This is a genomic window from Brevibacillus laterosporus, assembly GCF_030489605.1.
GTDB lineage: Bacteria > Bacillota > Bacilli > Brevibacillales > Brevibacillaceae > Brevibacillus_B > Brevibacillus_B laterosporus_E.
In genome coordinates this window covers 265,525-283,169 of record NZ_JAUKFY010000002.1, presented here as the reverse complement: position 1 = coordinate 283,169, position 17,645 = coordinate 265,525, and the positions used below count along the sequence as shown (strand labels likewise).

The 17,645-nt window shown below is 40.4% G+C and carries 16 protein-coding genes and 1 riboswitch; of the genes, 8 read left to right on the top strand and 8 right to left on the bottom strand.

Annotation, left to right across the window (positions count from 1 at the left end):
- Positions 1 to 450, top strand: a complete 450-nt coding sequence (locus QZ995_RS03220; protein ID WP_301802916.1) for a hypothetical protein — start codon at positions 1 to 3, stop codon at positions 448 to 450.
- A gap of 107 nt (positions 451 to 557) precedes the next feature.
- On the opposite strand, the gene QZ995_RS03215 is transcribed toward QZ995_RS03220, so the two are convergent.
- Together QZ995_RS03215 and QZ995_RS03210 are read right to left on the bottom strand one after the other, a co-directional pair.
- Positions 558 to 956, bottom strand: a complete 399-nt coding sequence (locus tag QZ995_RS03215) for a DUF350 domain-containing protein (RefSeq protein ID WP_064018651.1) — start codon at positions 954 to 956, stop codon at positions 558 to 560.
- 7 nt (positions 957 to 963) lie between these two features.
- A complete protein-coding gene (locus QZ995_RS03210) occupies positions 964 to 1,236 on the bottom strand; it encodes a hypothetical protein (RefSeq protein ID WP_301802909.1) in 273 nt (90 codons plus the stop codon).
- 876 nt (positions 1,237 to 2,112) lie between these two features.
- Here QZ995_RS03210 and QZ995_RS03205 point away from each other — a divergent pair.
- A complete protein-coding gene (locus QZ995_RS03205; RefSeq protein WP_301802907.1) occupies positions 2,113 to 3,363 on the top strand; it encodes a dicarboxylate/amino acid:cation symporter in 1,251 nt (416 codons plus the stop codon).
- Between the two features lie 99 nt (positions 3,364 to 3,462).
- Here the strand turns inward: QZ995_RS03205 and QZ995_RS03200 are convergent, their stop codons facing one another.
- The 3 genes from QZ995_RS03200 to QZ995_RS03190 all read right to left on the bottom strand — a co-directional run bounded on the left by QZ995_RS03200 (position 3,463) and on the right by QZ995_RS03190 (position 7,469).
- A complete protein-coding gene (locus QZ995_RS03200; protein ID WP_301802904.1) occupies positions 3,463 to 4,770 on the bottom strand; it encodes a D-arabinono-1,4-lactone oxidase in 1,308 nt (435 codons plus the stop codon).
- Complete coding sequence (locus tag QZ995_RS03195) at positions 4,767 to 5,909, bottom strand: alanine racemase (protein ID WP_301803213.1); 1,143 nt, start codon at positions 5,907 to 5,909, stop codon at positions 4,767 to 4,769. Before QZ995_RS03195 ends, QZ995_RS03200 begins: the two co-directional genes overlap by 4 nt.
- 270 nt (positions 5,910 to 6,179) lie before the next feature.
- Positions 6,180 to 7,469, bottom strand: a complete 1,290-nt coding sequence (locus tag QZ995_RS03190) for an NCS2 family permease (RefSeq protein WP_301802901.1) — start codon at positions 7,467 to 7,469, stop codon at positions 6,180 to 6,182.
- A 472-nt stretch (positions 7,470 to 7,941) separates the two neighbouring features.
- Positions 7,942 to 8,049, top strand: a riboswitch (SAM riboswitch).
- A 141-nt stretch (positions 8,050 to 8,190) separates the two neighbouring features.
- Between QZ995_RS03190 and QZ995_RS03185 the strand changes: the two genes are divergently transcribed.
- Positions 8,191 to 9,489 carry a homocysteine synthase gene (locus tag QZ995_RS03185; RefSeq protein ID WP_301802900.1) on the top strand — a complete coding sequence of 433 codons (1,299 nt, stop codon included), beginning with the start codon at positions 8,191 to 8,193 and terminating at the stop codon, positions 9,487 to 9,489.
- A 98-nt stretch (positions 9,490 to 9,587) separates the two neighbouring features.
- Here the strand turns inward: QZ995_RS03185 and QZ995_RS03180 are convergent, their stop codons facing one another.
- Both QZ995_RS03180 and QZ995_RS03175 read right to left on the bottom strand, forming a co-directional pair.
- The gene (locus QZ995_RS03180) at positions 9,588 to 9,929 is read right to left on the bottom strand and encodes a hypothetical protein (protein WP_301802898.1); all 342 of its coding nucleotides are present in this window, start codon (positions 9,927 to 9,929) and stop codon (positions 9,588 to 9,590) included.
- A gap of 338 nt (positions 9,930 to 10,267) precedes the next feature.
- The gene (locus QZ995_RS03175; RefSeq protein ID WP_301802895.1) at positions 10,268 to 10,627 is read right to left on the bottom strand and encodes a VOC family protein; all 360 of its coding nucleotides are present in this window, start codon (positions 10,625 to 10,627) and stop codon (positions 10,268 to 10,270) included.
- A gap of 623 nt (positions 10,628 to 11,250) precedes the next feature.
- Between QZ995_RS03175 and QZ995_RS03170 the strand changes: the two genes are divergently transcribed.
- The 4 genes from QZ995_RS03170 (at position 11,251) to QZ995_RS03155 (ending at position 15,364) form a co-directional block, all read left to right on the top strand.
- Positions 11,251 to 11,577 (top strand): ArsR/SmtB family transcription factor, encoded by a 327-nt coding sequence (locus tag QZ995_RS03170; RefSeq protein WP_031414665.1) that lies wholly within the window; start codon positions 11,251 to 11,253, stop codon positions 11,575 to 11,577.
- A 172-nt stretch (positions 11,578 to 11,749) separates the two neighbouring features.
- Entirely contained in the window at positions 11,750 to 13,510 is a 1,761-nt protein-coding gene (locus QZ995_RS03165; RefSeq protein ID WP_301802888.1) for a SulP family inorganic anion transporter, read from the top strand.
- 386 nt (positions 13,511 to 13,896) lie between these two features.
- Positions 13,897 to 14,331, top strand: coding sequence for a hypothetical protein (locus QZ995_RS03160; RefSeq protein WP_301802886.1), 435 nt, complete (start codon positions 13,897 to 13,899; stop codon positions 14,329 to 14,331).
- Entirely contained in the window at positions 14,321 to 15,364 is a 1,044-nt protein-coding gene (locus QZ995_RS03155; RefSeq protein ID WP_301802884.1) for a phosphodiester glycosidase family protein, read from the top strand. Before QZ995_RS03160 ends, QZ995_RS03155 begins: the two co-directional genes overlap by 11 nt.
- A gap of 90 nt (positions 15,365 to 15,454) precedes the next feature.
- Here QZ995_RS03155 and QZ995_RS03150 read toward each other — a convergent pair whose 3' ends face one another.
- Complete coding sequence (locus QZ995_RS03150) at positions 15,455 to 16,537, bottom strand: hypothetical protein (protein ID WP_301802883.1); 1,083 nt, start codon at positions 16,535 to 16,537, stop codon at positions 15,455 to 15,457.
- A gap of 280 nt (positions 16,538 to 16,817) precedes the next feature.
- On the opposite strand from QZ995_RS03150, the gene QZ995_RS03145 reads away from it, so the two are divergent.
- Positions 16,818 to 17,267 carry a MarR family winged helix-turn-helix transcriptional regulator gene (locus QZ995_RS03145; protein ID WP_301802880.1) on the top strand — a complete coding sequence of 150 codons (450 nt, stop codon included), beginning with the start codon at positions 16,818 to 16,820 and terminating at the stop codon, positions 17,265 to 17,267.
- Positions 17,268 to 17,645 lie beyond the last annotated feature (378 nt).

Genomic DNA, 17,645 nt, shown 5'->3' with positions numbered 1-17,645 from the left:
GTGATTTATATCCATACGTGTACGTGCTATATCAAACAAAAGGAAGATGAATTCACGGCCTTTGCCGAATACCATTCTACAGAAATCGGAGAAGATGGTATTTTAGCTCGCCACTTATGCCACTATCTCATTAAAGATGGGAAGCAATATCAGCTTCTTTCAAATGAGATGGAGGAAAACAGAGAAATCCTCATTTATGAATACCAAGGAAGTGCAGAATACTTTGCCGACGAGCTGTTTAACAGGAATAAAGGGGTTCTCATTGAGTTTCGGAGACTGCTAGCCGCTGGCGATACAGAGCTTCTAAGCCACATAACCGTCCGTCATCATATGGATGTGGTCCGTTATTTGTTGAAGGATTATATCCATATTCCAGAGCTAGGACATTTCGAGGTAGATTCTACCGAAATTGATGATGATCGCGGTGTCTACGTCATTTATGTGGGATAGCATTTCAAGCTTTTTACGCTTTCCCGAATGAATTTTTTATTCTGGGAAATTCATCACCCGGGAAAGCGCAAAAGCTGATTCGCTTCGACATCTTTTTTCGTATCAGCCTAATAGGTCAAGCATTGCCCTACTATCCAGCCAATTGATAACGATAGCATCATTAAAAGTATTCCGACAGCCGTATTGTTCTTTTCTATTGCCTCCCGAATGCTAAATCGAATCGTAATGAGTTCAGCTAAATAAGAGAAAATGATTTGGGCTACTATTCCAACACCGCTCCAAATCACCATATCCACCAAGGAGACGGAATTGGCCACAGCAGAACCGAGTACATACGCAAGACCAAGCATTTTTCCACCAAGAGTCAGTGCCGCTGCCTGATTATTATTCGCAATTAATTCAAACTCTTTTACTCTTGTAGTGCTGACAACAAATAAAACCAATCCAATTAACATCATGGCAAAAGCTGTGCCAGCATAGCTTAAAAAATTTATGACTAAAGACATGAAAGCATCACTCCTGTATGTTATATCCTTTTGTTTGCTCTAAAGATCGCTCTTTTGGACCAGTCTCAGCCACCGGAAGAATGAGACCCGCTACCAAATCCGCTTCGAGATGAGCTTTTAAAGCTGGAGCTATTCCTGTAGCTTTTATATGAGTTGCTCTCATACAGCTGGTTTTTATTACTGTAATAGGAGCCTGCATGATAGTAGCTACCATGATAAGACGAGCTCCTATCTGAACACTTGTATACATCGTCATCTCCGTCATAATCCCACGTGCCACAATTACGATCCTCTGGTAACGGTGGTTGAGACTCTGAGGAGGAACATCCTGCTATACCCATCGACACGAGCGCGATGGCTGCTACCTTAGAAACCACTTTTTTTGTTTGATTCATGGTGATCCTCCTAATCCTACCTTGTCCAGCTTTATTTGGTGTCTTACCTATCGTACTTTTCTATAAAAACTCCCTCCAAACCCCTTTGGTACGGCTAGCCGAGCTTTTGTTTCCAAATCCGTTACTTTCTGCGAAGGAAGAAGAATTGGTTCGACAGCTCGAACTTTTTTATACTTTTGATCATTTGATGATTACATGCTGTTTTATTGACTACGAAACATTGCCTCTATACATCAGTTGATTATAATGGGAGGAGTTGCTGTCTGTACAGCCATAAACTTCCATATTATATATAAATTTATAATATTTAAAATCTATCTCTTCTGGAATGTTCAAAGCAATCAATAAATTGCTATGACCCTGAGAAAAGAACAGAAGAAAAGAGCATGTTTTGAAAAAGCTAAATCAAAGCATGCTCTTTTCCATGTAATCAGAATTCTTTTCTAAAAAAGCTAGATCATTTTTGTGACTATTCTTCAACTAATACCGTTACTTTAATCAAAAATCATTCGTGCACAAAAACTACAATGGCCCGACACAATTGTTAGTTTATCTCGATTTATTTTCCAAACCGGTAAGTTACACATTTCCTCTTCAATTGGGTCTGTGCCGATTGTTCCTTTTAACTGAACATCTTGATTTGTTCATGACCAAAAAAACCAAAAAGAACAATAAGACCATATTCTTTTATAACTTCCCAAAAGCTTTTACAATAAATTCAGATAAATAAAGCGCTTACAAACAAAGGAAGTGAACTATCCATGAAAATATTGAAAAATTTAACGTTCCAAGTTATTACGGGTGTAATTTTAGGCATTATTGTTGGTTTTATCTTCCCTGAATTTGGAGCTAAACTAAAAGTCCTTGCAGACGTCTTTATTAAAATGATTAAGATGGTTATTCCACCCATTGTATTTTTCACGATCGTTCATGGTATCGCTGGTATGGGAGACATGAAAAAGGTAGGCAGAATAGGCGGAAAGGCTTTGCTCTACTTTGAAATTGTAACAACACTAGCACTTGCGATTGGAATTTTTGTCGTTAACATCATAAAACCAGGCGTGGGCATTGATACATCAAAAGCTGCTAGCACAGATATCTCAAAATACACCTCATCTGCAACTGAAAGTGGCAGCTTTTTGGACTTCCTTGTTAATATCGTTCCAGACAATGTAGTAGGTGCAATGGCAAAGGGCGAATTGCTTCCTATTTTATTCTTTGCGGTTCTGTTCGGAATTTCATTAACGGCAATGGGGTCGCAGGCGAAGCCGGTTCTACAGTTATTTGAGAAGCTGGCACAAGGATTCTTCGGCGTTGTTAACATGATCATGCGCCTCTCCCCAATCGCAGCATTTGGAGCAATGGCCTACACAATCGGTAATTTTGGCATCAAATCTTTGATTAACCTAGGCCTCCTGATGAGCTCTGTTTACATAACCATGTGCTGTTTTATCATCGTAGTATTAGGTCTAATCGCAAAAGCCTACAAATTTAATATCTTCTCCTTTATCCGATACATTAAGGAAGAAATTTTATTGGTTGTTGGTACCTCTTCCTCAGAATCTGCCCTGCCCGGCATGATGCGCAAGCTTGAATCGTATGGTTGCTCCAAGTCCGTAGTAGGCCTAGTGATCCCAACTGGGTATTCCTTTAACCTTGACGGAACCTCCATATATCTGTCAATGGGAGCCATCTTCATTGCTCAGGCTTATGGTATTGACCTTACAATTTGGCAGGAAATTACCTTATTGGCTGTGCTGATGCTCACTTCAAAAGGCGCTGCCGGTGTTACAGGCTCTGGTTTAATTACTCTTGCTGCCACTCTAGCTGCTTTTCCAATGATTCCAGTTGAAGGAATCGCATTATTAATAGGTGTAGACCGGTTCATGTCTGAAGCGCGGGCTGTCACTAATTTAATTGGTAACGGTGTTGCTACTGTAGTGGTTTCCAAATCGGAGAAAGAATTCCATCCCAAGATGGCTTCTCATTCAGAATCTACTATCGCCTCGTAATTCAATTGTTAAAAGCCCAAGAGTACAACTTATCTCTGCCATCGAAAAAAGCGTTCTCTCCTCTACAGGATCACGAACGCTTTTTTCGATGGATAACTACTATACTCCAAACAGCCGTGACAAGTAGAGATTCAGAAATAATCCATTCGGGTCCATCTCTTTGCGAATTGCGATAAACTGATTCCACATGGGTAGTCGCTCTTGTAAATCAGTTGCCGTTAATTCATGCAGCTTCCCCCAATGCGGCCTCCCATCGTATTTGAGAAAAATACGTTCCATTTCCTGAAAATATGCCTTATTGGGCATTCCTTTGTACATATGCACCGCAATATATGCAGAATCTCGCTTGTAAGCCGGGCTAAGCCAAATTTCATCTCCTTTCACATACCTACATTCAATAGGAAAGTGGACGGCAAAACGATGCTTGTGCAAGCATTCTCTGATCTCTTGAAATACTTCTTTCATTTTATCAGCAGGCACACTATACTCCATCTCACTAAATCGAACCCAACGTGGAGTAGCAAACAATTTATGACTAGGCCCCACCTCCTCCATATCTGGAACAGCTCTTGCGGAAAGTTTGCTTACGGGTGCACACAACTGAGGAAATAAACGGCATCCCTCTGATAAAAACCAGAATAGACCATTTTCAATACCTATTTTTTTAAACTGATTCCAAGCACTGTTTTTAGTAGCCGGCTCTTGAGTAATTTGCATGAATTTTGCTTGTACCACATCTGTATAAACAAACCAGTAAAATTCGAAATGACGATGACGATCATTAAAGCTGGTCAAATCTTTTAAACAGTCGTTTAAATTCATCCGCCTGCTCTTATAATAAATGTTGTACGCAGGAAGCACACGTATCTTCACTTTGACAATGATCCCAAGTGCTCCAAGAGAGATTTGCAGTGCACGAAAAAGTTCAGGATGACAGCTTTCAGAGCATTCCAACAAATCACCCTGAGCAGTTACTACAGTTAAACCAACTACTTGCGTGGAAACACTTCCGAACCGAATCCCCGTGCCATGCGTTCCTGTACTAATCGCTCCGCCAATGGACTGAGCATTAATATCTCCTAAATTCTCTTGGGAATAGCCTCGCTCATATAGCAATTCTCCCAAAAGCCTGAGCTTTGTCCCTGCCCACACTGTCGCTGTCTGTTCCCCTTCATCAATTGATATTACACCTTGCAAATCATCTAATGATAGAAGAATTTGATCTGTTTCTACAAGCGCAGTAAAGGAATGTCCTGAGCCGACTACACGAATCGTTTTCCCCTGTTGACTAGCTTTTTTTACAACTTGTACCACTTCCTCCAAGCAGGATGGATAAAATGTTTGCTGTGGTGTGCTAGCAGCTAATCCTGCCCAATTCTTCCATGGTTGCATTGCAATTGTTCTCATAGAAAACACCTGCCCTCTCCCCGATACGTTATGGCTTCCCCTATCCTTTTCCCTTTTCGCAGCAAATGTAATGTTGAAAAGCGTTCACATAATTCTCCCGCCTTACTATGCCGAAAAAAGATAGGATCTCCAATTGCAAGCTTTTGATCCCCTTCATAACGTACAGGCGTTTGAACCTCTCCTGCTCCTTCCAAGCGCAATAACGCAGCCTGCGGTGGTAAATATGGGAGGGGGAGTTTTTCTTTCCCTATCGCTCCAGAGGCCACATACCCGCCGCCCATACAAGTATAGATATTGAATCTAGGCTGTCGCACTATCTCAACAGCAAATCCAGCGGCTGGCTGGAAATGAAATTCTCTGTAGTAATCAAATAAGGCAGGAGCGTAAAAACCAGAGCCTACCGTTACTTCTGTCACTGCATTCTCGTAGCAAGTAGAGCCCATGCTTCCGGTACCGCCTCCATTAAAAAAGCGAATCGGAATATGCCGTCGCTGCAATTCGTCATCTACACGTTTCCGCTTTTCCCGTACCAAGCGAATAGAACGTTTTTTTAGATAAGAGATAACACCATTTTTGAAACCGTGTCCCGGCATATTATCACCGACACCAGCAATTTGAGCCTCATAGCTCATCATTCCATCCAATACAAGCCAGGGACTGGTTACAATTCTTTCAACCATCTGCATCACTTGCTCGACTGTTCGTAAAGAAGAGCGATATACACCAATATGCAGGCCTAAAAATGAGTCAGAGCCATCCATCTCCACACAAAGCAACAAGGGAGTACTTAGCTGTTTGGCCACCTCCTCCGCCAAGTAAATATGCTCCAATGAATCAACCATTAACGTAATTTGTGCGCCCTGCTGTACAGCTCTCCCTATCGCAAGTAGCGAAGATCTGTCCGCCAAAGGGTAGCCAAGCAGCAGATTATGAAATCCGTTCTCCCACAAAAACAGTGCTTCTGATGCTGTAAAACACATGATGCCTTGGATCAAAGGATCATAATCTAAAATATAACGGAGCATAGGAATAGAACGAATGGATTTACTGGCAATTCGTATACGTTTACCATTGCACCTGGCTACAATTTCAGCGATATTTTGATCCAATAGATCAAGATCAATATAGGCAAACGGCATAGATAGGTTCGCGAAAGCTTCTCTGTAATAGCGATATCTGCTCGTCGTCTCGTACAGAAATCTCACCTTCTTTACTGTTTACAGTTTGAGATGTATTTCTCTTCAGTATATTCAGCCTCGTAAGCGTCTAAAACTAGTAAAAAAGAAAAATGCGTGCTCCATCTAGCATCTGTGACTATCCGTGCATCTATCCTTCATTCATACTTCCCATCCCCATATGCAAAAAAAAGGCAGCCATCCTCTCAAAAGAGAAAATGACTGCCTTTAACCTTAATGAAGCTGTAATGCTAGCAACACAAAATATAGGAAAAACATAAACGAAATGATTAAAAGCGGCAGGGGAATTTCTTTACGTCTACCCATCGCCAGTTTAACAATTGGATACGCCATAAATCCGAAAGCAATTCCATCTGCAATACTCGCTGTAAAGGGAATCAGCACAATGATCAAGAACGCTGGCAAGCCTTCTGACATGTCAGTGAACTTGATCTGACTCACACTTTGCATCATTAGGCTACCAACCAGAATCAAGATGGGAGCAATTGCTGTATCCGGCACGTATCGAATGACAGGAATGCAAAAGATCGAGATCAAGAACAGAATCCCTACCGTAATTGCTGTAATCCCTGTTTTCCCGCCAGCGGCAATTCCTGCAGAGCTTTCTGCTGAAGACACAGTTGGACTCGTACCAAACAATCCAGAAAGCATAGCTGAAATGGAATTTGCTTGAAAAGTACGAGCAAATTTACTTTCTGGAACCATGCTGTGCAAAAGCCCCATATTTTCAAAAACAATCACCATGGTTAGCGGAAACACAGCCAGCCAAAATCCAGTAGTAACTATGCCGTCAAACGAAAATGCTCCAAACACAGTGAGGTACGTTGAAAACGAGAAATCACTTCCCTGACTCGTACCACCTACCGTACCAAGGGCAATCGCAATCAGCGTATTAACAATAATACTGATTAAAAAGCTTCCTTTTACATTGCGTAAAAAAAGCACGATGGCAATTACTAAGCTGACCAATCCCAGCACTACCTTCGTATCGCCCAGATCACCTAAAGCAATAAATGTAGATGGATTAGGTACGATTAAGCCGCCTTTTTGCAAACCAATAAAGGTAAGAAACAACCCGATTCCAACCGTCATTCCTTCTTTTAAAGACAGCGGAATGCTTTTCGCTAAGATTTTGGCAACTGGCGTAAAAGCAATCACGATAAATAAAACACCTGACATGAATACAACTGCCAAAGCGCTTTCCCATGACAATCCCATAGATTTAACGATCGTATAGGAGAAAAACGCATTAATGCCCATGCCAGGAACAAGTGCTACAGGAGCATTCGCCCAAAAACCCATGATCAAGCATCCTATGAAGGAGATAATGATGGTCGCAACAATCCCTGCTTCCAATGGTATCCCTGCATCCGATAAGATCATTGAATTAACGGCAATGATGTAGACAGCGGTGAAAAACGTGGTGAAACCAGCCAAAATTTCGTTGCGAACCGTTGTTTGATGACCCTTTACGTCAAATCTTTTACGAAAAAATGAGTACAATATCTGTTCCCTTCTTTAAGCAAAACAACCCCTCGGCCCACCCGTGCCAATTCACCCCAAAAATTGGGGCAAGACACCTTTCCCTATAGTAGCAAAAAGAACGAAAAAGAGTAAATAGGAAAATGTAAAAATGTGCACAAAAAAAGGAAGTGATGCTTGTATGTAGGTTTTCATGTTTTCAGCTAACTCTACTTTACCTTCCATAAAGTAAGCACTATACAAGTTATGCATCTCATTATGTATAATTATACCTATTTGTATTTTTATTCATGGTTATTCATTTCATGTATCCTGCAAATTAATCTGTTTTGCTGTCGATATGTAGCTAAATTTTTAGAAGTTTAATCAAGGTAAAATATGATGCTCTCAAGGTTTATCACAAACGAAAGTTGAATTGTATTCCGTTCTTTCAGAATGCGCAAAATCTTGTTGACTTATCACTTCAAGCTTCTTACAATAGAACAAACTTTTATTTTCATCAAGAGTGGTGGAGGGACTGGCCCGACGAAGCCCGGCAACCGGAACATAACGTTCTTGGTGCTAAATCCTGCAGAATCTGAAGGGTTCTGAGAGATGAATGTATGCGAAATTAGTAACGCAGCCTTCCTCTACTCAGAGGAGGGCTTTTTGCTATTTAAGAAGCCTGTCTTCCCTCTCTAATACGCCAACCATTGTAACCGAGAGAATCACCTTACTCTACATGGAAAAGGAGTGGTTTTTTATGTCAAGTCTCAATTGGAAAAGAGAAACACTAGCCCTTCACGGAGGTCAAGAGGCAGACCCAACTACCGGCGCCCTTGCTGTCCCTATCTATCAAACATCCTCCTATGAGTTTCGTGACACCCGCCATGCAGCTAATCTATTCGCTTTACAGGAGACCGGGAACATTTATACCCGCATCATGAATCCAACACAGGATGTATTTGAGAAACGTGTTGCCCTACTAGAAGGCGGTATTGGGGCACTGGCTACTGCATCTGGTCAAGCCGCTATTACGTTTGCCTTGTTAAATATTGCGCAAGCCGGTGATGAAATCATCTCCTCGAGCAGTTTATACGGGGGAACCTACAATTTATTTGCCCATACCTTTGCAAAGCTTGGAATTACCGTTCATTTTGTTGACCAATCCAGCCCAGACAATTTCCGTTCAAAGATTACGGACAAAACCAAGGCGTTTTTCTGCGAAACGATTGGTAATCCCCAAATGCAGGTTGCCGATCTAAACGCTATTGCTACCATAGCTCATGAAAATGGATTACCGCTCTTAGTGGATAATACCTTTGCCTCCCCTGTTTTGTGCCGACCGATTGAGCATGGCGCAGATATCGTTATCCATTCTGCTACCAAATTTATTGGCGGTCACGGCACATCTATCGGGGGAATTATCGTAGACTCCGGTCATTTCGACTGGAGTAACGGCAAATTCCCTGGGCTTTCCACTCCAGACCCTACCTACAATGGAATTGTATATACAGAGGCGGTTGGGAATGCCGCTTATATCGTAAAAGCGCGTGTTCAGCTACAGCGAGATGTAGGAGCGACATTATCTCCTTTTAACTCCTTTTTATTCTTGCAAGGCCTAGAAACTCTCCACTTGCGTATGGAACGGCATAGTCAAAATGCACTTGCTGTCGCTCAATACTTAGAACAACACAACGATGTCGAGTGGGTGAGTTATCCAGGACTTGCTAGCTCACCCACCTACGAACTTAGTCAGCGCTATTTACCAGATGGTCATGGGGCTTTGTTGACTTTTGGAATCAAAGGCGGAGTAGAAGCTGGCAAAAAAGTAATTGAATCTGTTCAATTGTTCTCTCATTTGGCTAATGTAGGAGACTCCAAATCGTTGATCATACATCCGGCTAGTACTACTCATCTCCAACTTACCCCGGAAGAACAAGCTAAAGCCGGCGTGACCCCTGGGATGATTCGTCTTTCCGTAGGTACGGAATCAATTGATGATATTTTGCAGGATTTAGAGCAGGCTATTCAAAAAGCTGTGGAAGCTGTACAAGTGTAAGCTGATAATCTTGTAGGATGTAAAAAGGCGTGCTTCACTGTTGCCAGCCGCACGCCTTTTTCTATATGTAAGATAATAATTTGACTTTTCGGTCCTAGCTACTTTTTAGATACCTGAACATATGAGGTCTGTTTCACCGTGTACGTATCTGCGAGTGTTTCTTCTTTAATGACACCTAGCTTAAGTAGGCTGTTTATTTTTGCCACATCCACCTTGGACATCAGCCTCCATATTTGCGGATCTTCTATGGCTTTAAGCAGGTTTTCTTCATTAAAATCCTTCTTCACTTGTTTACTAATTTTCAGACGGTAGTCTCCCATCTCAATCTCACACGGTTCTGGATAAACAGCCAACAGAATGCGTCTTAGCTCTGCCAGTTCTTCTTCTAGCTCTTTTTGCTGTTGTTTGATCGCAAAATACCGAGCAATTGTAGCTTCCATGTGCCCCTCTCCTTTCTTCTGACAACAATGTATGTAGAAAGGTCGCACATAAGAACCGAGAAAGAAGGAATTTATCACATCTTTTCTTTTATTCTGAATTCTTCCTCTGATATCTTCTTCCACAAATAACGACAAGCAATACTAGAAGGAAACTAACGACACTAATGATATCTTTTGCAGTGCCTTCCTTAATAAATAGATTCAGGAAAAATGTAGGCCCGACAATCAGCAGCAATAGATTTAGCGAGTGTTTTCCAATAAAGTTCAATCACTATTTCCCCCCATGTTATAAAGATCAATAAAAGTTACATTCCTCTTATTGTAGCATATTTATCAGGCTACTTCCCGATTAAGACAAACACATTACCATCCGGCGCCTCCATAATAGCTGCATGACCACCTAATGAATTGGAAAATGGCGGACGAATCCAATGAATGGAAGGATCGTCTTTCCATTGTTCATAGAATGCAGTGACATCTTCTACAAAAATCTCCGGCTCTATAAAATTTAATTCAGGGTTATTTTTCAAAACTAACTCTGCATGGCCTTCTTCAAACCCCATACCTACCAGTTTCCATGGTTTACCCGGAATTTGTACAGCCTCCCACTTTTTTACTAACCCCATTTTCTCATAGAAAATAATAGCTGACTCCAAGTCCTTCGTATAAATGGCAAGGCAATGTAATTTCTTAAACATAATTCTCCCCCTTTTCTTTCTCCATTCTAGCCTCTAATAGTGAAATTTCCTGACACTGTTAAAAAAATAGTTGGGATGATAACTGAGCAACTCCCAAGATGGTTTCCTAGTTAAAAAATGCCAAAAGGCCAGCTCATAAGAAGCTGGCCTTTTGGCAAAAATGGTAAGAATAAGGACATTAAAACAATTTGAAAATGAATAGTCCTAAGCGATCGCCTTTAGAAGATCAATTACTAAAGGGATTACTGCGCCAAGGAATTGTAGTACAGCGATTGCGATGCTCATAATATCTCCCCCTTGGGTAAAAATAGAAAATCACTTTCTACTAAGATCATAACCCATATTTTGAAAAAAATCTAGCAAAATTTGCCTTAATGGAAAAAATGTGTACACAAATTGAACAGTATGCAAAATTATATATATATGATCATAATATGAATAAAATAAAATGGTAAGAAAACCGCTCTCCTGATACAATTAAAATCGGTATCTACAGCATAGATAATTAGAATCAATCAATAAATATGATAGTAGCAATAGACTCTTTTACAACTTTCTATCCATCTGTGTTATCTTATTCTTATATTCCTATCATTAAAATTGTTTGTAAGGAGTTTAGATATATGAACCGAGAAATTCAACAATTTAAAGCAGAATTTTTTAAAGCCTTGGCCCATCCCTTGCGTATTCGAATCCTTGAGGTATTATGCGAAGGTGATAAAAACGTTAATGAACTTCAAGCTATTTTAGGAACGGAAGGTTCTGCTGTGTCCCAACAGTTAGCTGTCCTTAGAAATAAAAATGTGGTAAGTGGAACAAAAGAAGGCACCTCTGTGATCTACTCACTGAGAGATCCCCTCATTAAAGATCTGCTTAAGGTTTCCAAGCAGATTTTTGACAATCATTTAGTAGATGCCATTTCTTTACTTAAAAACATGCGGGATGAATAACCATAAAAAAAGCAAGAGAATCTCACTGGAACAGGATTTTCTTGTTTTTTGTTTGTAAACCAAATTTTTCCATATGTATCAACTCTTTTCCTACATTGACAAAAACGGATCGGCGGGTGTATATTCCCCTTATATTCAAATAATCAAATATATAAAAAAAGAAGGGTTAAAAATGAAATTGTCGGGAAGATTTGAGCACTACAACAGTACTTATTTTCGACATGACCTCATATCAGGGTTAATTGTAGGTGTTATTGCCATTCCTTTAGGAATGGCTTTTGCTATTGCTGCTGGCGTTAGCCCTCAATATGGAATTTACACAACGATTATTGCAGGTTTTCTTATTTCTTTATTTGGTGGGTCTAAATTTCAAATCGGGGGACCTACCGGGGCTTTTATTCCCATCTTATTTGCGATTGTCATGCAGTACGGGTATGAGAATTTATTAATTTCAGGCTTCTTAGCTGGAGTAATGCTCGTTCTGATGGGAATATTTAGGCTAGGTGCACTTATTGCCTTCATTCCGCGCCCCGTTACCATAGGGTTTACGTCTGGCATAGCTGTCATTATTTTTACTGGCCAAATTGCAAACTTTTTGGGGTTAACAGGAGTCCAAAGACATCAAGACTTTCTTTCAAATATGCGGGAGCTTGGAATCCATCTCTCCACGATCAATCCATACAGCATTGTAACCGCACTTATTTGTTTCGCTATTCTTTTGATTACACCCAAGCTGTTTCCAAAAATACCTGGGTCACTCGTCGGACTTATCGTGTCCAGTTTACTGGCAGCATGTTTTTTTGAAGGGAAAGTAGCTACAATAGGTTCGACATATGGGGAAATTCCCAGCACTCTTCCCCACTTTCAGCTACCTGATATCACCTTGGATCGAATTGTTCAGTTACTTAAGCCTGCCTTTGTGATTGCCTTACTCGGAGGAATTGAATCTCTGTTATCTGCGGTAGTGGCTGATGGCATGACTGGAACTCGACATAAAAGCAATCGTGAGCTGATTGGGCAAGGAATTGCAAATATGATTACCCCCTTGTTTGGTGGAATCCCTGCGACTGGAGCCATTGCTCGTACAGCTACCAACATAAAAAGCGGTGCCAAGAGTCCCATTTCAGGGATGATCCATAGTCTCGTTGTGTTAATCGTATTAATGCTGTTTGCTCCATGGGCCTCTTCCATTCCTTTAGCCAGCATGGCCCCCATCTTAATGGTTGTGGCTTGGAACATGAGTGAACGCAAGGCATTTGTTCATATCGTAAAAACCAAAACAAGTGATTCGCTTGTCTTAGTAATCACTTTCTTCTTAACTGTATTAACCGATTTAGTAACTGCGGTTGAAGTAGGTTTAATATTGGCAATTATATTGTTTGTAAAGCGAATGAGGGACATATTAACCGTTGCAAAGGTACTGCCTGATCCTGCAGTAAAACACGAAAAAATGTCTCCTCATATGGTAAGGGAAGGACACGATTGTCCTCAAATAGCTATTTTTACCATTAAAGGAGCACTATTCTTTGGTGCAGCTGCTATGTTTGAATCATCAATTATGCAAACCATTCATTATCGCCCTAAAATACTCCTCCTGAAGATGGCAAAGGTGCCATTTATGGACACTACTGGTGAGTCTAACCTCTCAAACGTAGTGAACGATTTTACAAGAAACGGCGGAAAAATTCTCATATCAGGAATACAGACTCAGCCTAAAGAAGTTATAACAAAAACAGGTCTGGCAGATAAAATTGGGGAGGAGCACTTTTTTGGGCATACAGGTGAAGCTATTGAGTACGCTTTAACTCAATTAGATTATCAAAAATGCTTAGGATGTAAGCATTTTAGCTTTCGTGAGTGTACGGTCTTATCAGATCCAAATGCAGCGAAACAGCACTCCGTTCTGTCAATCAAACAATTATCAGAACAATAAAGAGGAATGTAACCAACGGACAGTTTTAGATAACGAAACTGTCTGTTTCCATTTTTTACATAAATGTGTCAATCCAGCTTTATTCTTGCAAGCAATCTATCTCATACTGTACAAGTCGAAAAACAGCGAAATGCCACGGATTTAGCAGATAACTGCTGTAAATAACCTCTTTTCTTAGTTCTTCCATTTGATTGGTAAAATACACGCAATTCATTCCATGCTATAATAGAGTGTCGTGTAAGAAATGTCGTACTAACGCTAAATTACACGAATGGTGTCTTGTTTAGATGCCGTTTGTTTGGACAAGCTTTTTCGAAAAAGAGAACTAGTAAAAAGCTCCCTAACTGCAAGGGACTGTCCTGATTTCTTGAATGGGAGGGAATAAAATGAATCAAAGCTACATGGAGCAAACAAAATCAGCTTCAGCAGCCGTTCGACCATCAAAGCAAAAACGACTAAGCACTCCCAAACGTAAGGGAATATTAGTCGTTGGTATCGTGCTAATTTGGGGTGGACTGTGCTTTGGGGGCTTTCAGCTTGCGCAAAGTTATATTACTGCTTCACAGAGTTATCTGGATCAGCGCATTAGCATGGTGGAAGCCAAAAATGATGAGTTGATGAAGATGATTGAAACACAAATGGGAAATGTACAGTCCGAGATGAATGGAATTAAAGAGGAATTAGCATTAACCGGTGAGACCATCTCTGGAACAGACAAGACGAAGCAAGCTCTGTCACAACGAATTACAACATTAGATAAACAATTGGCAGAACTGAAGGGCTCACTGAAAAAACTGGAGGATGCAGCTCGTGCTTTCTAGACTGAATCTGTTTTTTGCTTTATTGCTGGCTCCCCTTTGTGGGATTCTGCTTGCTTTTGCCAAGCCCTCACCCTTGGAAGCCAATATGGACAAGCTATCGTTAAAAAGCGCTCAACTCGCTGCCCAAATTTCGGAGCTGGAAAAAGCCTCTAATGAAACGAAAGACATCTTGGCAAGCATGCGTAAAACGGCTGATCAGGATAAAAAAGAAGCAGAGCATTATCAGAAGCAGCTTGATAATCTGGTAGCAGCTAGCAAAAACCAGACGAAGCTATCTACTGGATTACTAGATGAAATCCTAGCAAACCTGTTAGGAGATCCAATTGGACAAAACTTTGGTAAAAATTCGCGAATTAAAGTGTACTCGCTTAAAGAAGCTGGATATAGCGGCTACATGGCAAAAGTCCATCTGTATAACCCCAATGCGCTGAAAATGGTCTTGGCCAACGATAGCGTTTATAGCAGGGGGGAAACAACAAGTCATGCAGCAAAACGAAAAGGTGCCGTCTTAGCAGTGAATGCAGGTGGTTTTGATAAACGCAATGGTAAACTTGCCCCACTCGGCATTACAGTGGTAGATGGACAGGTCAAGACATTTTCCAATAATCCGAATCTAAGCTTTGTAGGCTTTAATAAAAATGGTCGCTTGCACAGTGGACGTCTTACATCACAGGAGCAAGTGAAAAAGAACGGCATCATGCAGGGAGCGAGCTTCTTGCCAATCCTTTTGGAAAATGGTCAGAAAAAAGCAATTCCAAAAGCATGGGCAAACCGGCGGGAACCACGTACACTGATCGGAAATTTTGAAAATGGTGATCTGTTATTTATCGTAATTGACGGACGCAATAAAGGTGGCAGTAAAGGGGTTACTTTAGAGGAAGCACAACGTAAACTGCTTGAGTTTAAGGTACGTGACGCATACAACCTAGACGGCGGAAGTTCCAGTGTCTTTTACTATAATGGTAAAGTTTTAAACCATCCTTCTAGCGGGCGGGAATTACCTTTGACTACTCATTTAGTCGTTCTTCCTTAACTTTTCGTACTACACTATTCATTACAAAACGCGTTCCTGAGTGACGGCACAAGCGGGAACGCGTTTTGTGTTTACTTGCAGATTTTCAAATTAGGCTTCCTTCAACTGCTGTAGTAACCGATCTGTAATCCCATCTAGCTTTTCAAAATAAACTGCTTGCTTATTTTCATTAACGATCTGATCTCGGAACCATTTAGCCTGAACCAAATGCTCCTTCGCTCTTTGAATTGTCTGTTTATATTTTTTCAATATGGAACGTAATTGAAAGGCATACTTCTGGTCCGTAAACGGAGTAATTGCGCGTTCATACATATCAATAACGCGATCAGAGCTTCGGCTGGGAAGATATTCATGCGGAGCTGTACTATCAAAAATCGCTACATTAGCCTCCGGTACAATAACCATGTCTAAGCTATTTGGGTCTAAGGCACAATGATAAATTTCCATGTCAAAACCACGCTGTTTGGCTTCCTGAACTACTTTCTTTAGCAATGTAGACTTCCCTGAACCAGGACGTCCTTTAATAAAATACCGCACGATCTCTTCCGTAAGGCTCATAATATAATCCACATTACCATTTGGCGTGGCTGCTCCAAAATAACATTCTTGCACACGCGATTCCTTCTGTAAAAAAACATCACCAAAGATTGTTTGGCAGACTTCTTCTGCTGCCTTGTTGGCTTTCTCGAAATCTAGATTACTTATATAAATTCTCTCCCAATCATCATGGATAAACAACGCATCACGATAAGAAGCATACGCTTCTTCTAATTCAGCCTCCATTTGTACTTCGTATTCCTTATTTTGATTCTCTGATTGGGTAAGCCTTATTACATCACAGGCTTCTTTTATATCAATAACCGAAAGTTTAAATCTTGATTTGTCAGCAACTGCCTTCTCATAAATATTTCCATCTAAAATGGCGATTCGTTGGGTTGGTAATAGCAAAGCATCTATATCTTTTTGCTCCCACGGAGAATGAACCACTTGTATGGTATCCCCTTGTTCAGCCAGCCTATGTTGGATCGATGCAAGAACAGCCGACTTCCCAGTGCCGATGGGACCATCTAGTAGGTACAGGTAATTTATATCTTGTAAAATGGAATCGTAAAAGCTGTAATACCCTTTTGAGGTATAGACTGCTGCAAAAATATGGCGTACATGGTTTGGCATATGAAATCCCCCCTCTTCATTGTCATATACGAACAACACCCCTGCGTGACATACGGTTAGATGTCAGATGAATACACCCAGTCAACCTACCGAGCACTTTCTTGGTTATTTTCGTTTCCTATACTATATGCAAGCTCACTATATGTGTTGAAAGCATCCTTTACAATTTATAAAGCATCAGCTAAACTTATGCATGCAATCGTTCGATACCAAATAATTCAAACTTAAACTATTTGTCAGAAATCACAGGAATCAAAAGTGAGTAGTTAGGAGGGTAGAAATGAAACAATCCCTTGCGTTTCTGCAATCATTTTGGGCAATCAATAGGATCACATCTAAATTGACCCAGCTAGATGCTGCTCATGCTGGCCTTACCTTGCAGCAATTAGCCATCTTAAATGTAATTCGCTTCCATCCTGAGTTAAAAACATTAAAACAATTAACAGATCGCTTATTAACAGCTAAAAGCACTCTGAGTATCTCTATAGATGGACTAGTAACGCTTGGATATCTTACCAGAGAACCTTCTCAAGAAGATGAACGCGAAATCATTTTGTCGTTGACCCCTGAAGGACACAAGTTATCTCAAACGATCAATAATCACTCTTCTAGTCATCATGTTATGGAAACTGCTTTACAAAGCATGGATCCTGAAGATGTGGAAACCTTACTCAGATTGCTAAAATCCTTACATACGCAGCTAAACAGCCTTAAAACGGGAGTGCATTAATGTAGATGATACCAGCGTAGTATCAGCTACGCCGGTATTATCTCATGTAAATAAAAATTATAAATTAGAATCACTTTATTATTGATAGAATCCTCTATTATTTTTACAAACCTCTTTGTCTATTGGTCGCAAATTAGGAGTCAAAAGTTATTCTTTGAAAGAATGTACTCCCCCTCTGCTTTTATTCAAGCCTCTATTTAAATTAATTCTACCCATTCACCTTTTTTTGCTTCCTTAATTATATAGATTGATTTTATTCATCTCTCCTCTGCTTTTCCAAGAAGCTCAATATTTAGGAAAGACTAGCGTTTTTTGTAAGAACGAATTATAAAATTATTTTTAATAATATAAGATCTTTTATTATCACTGCTTTTTTAC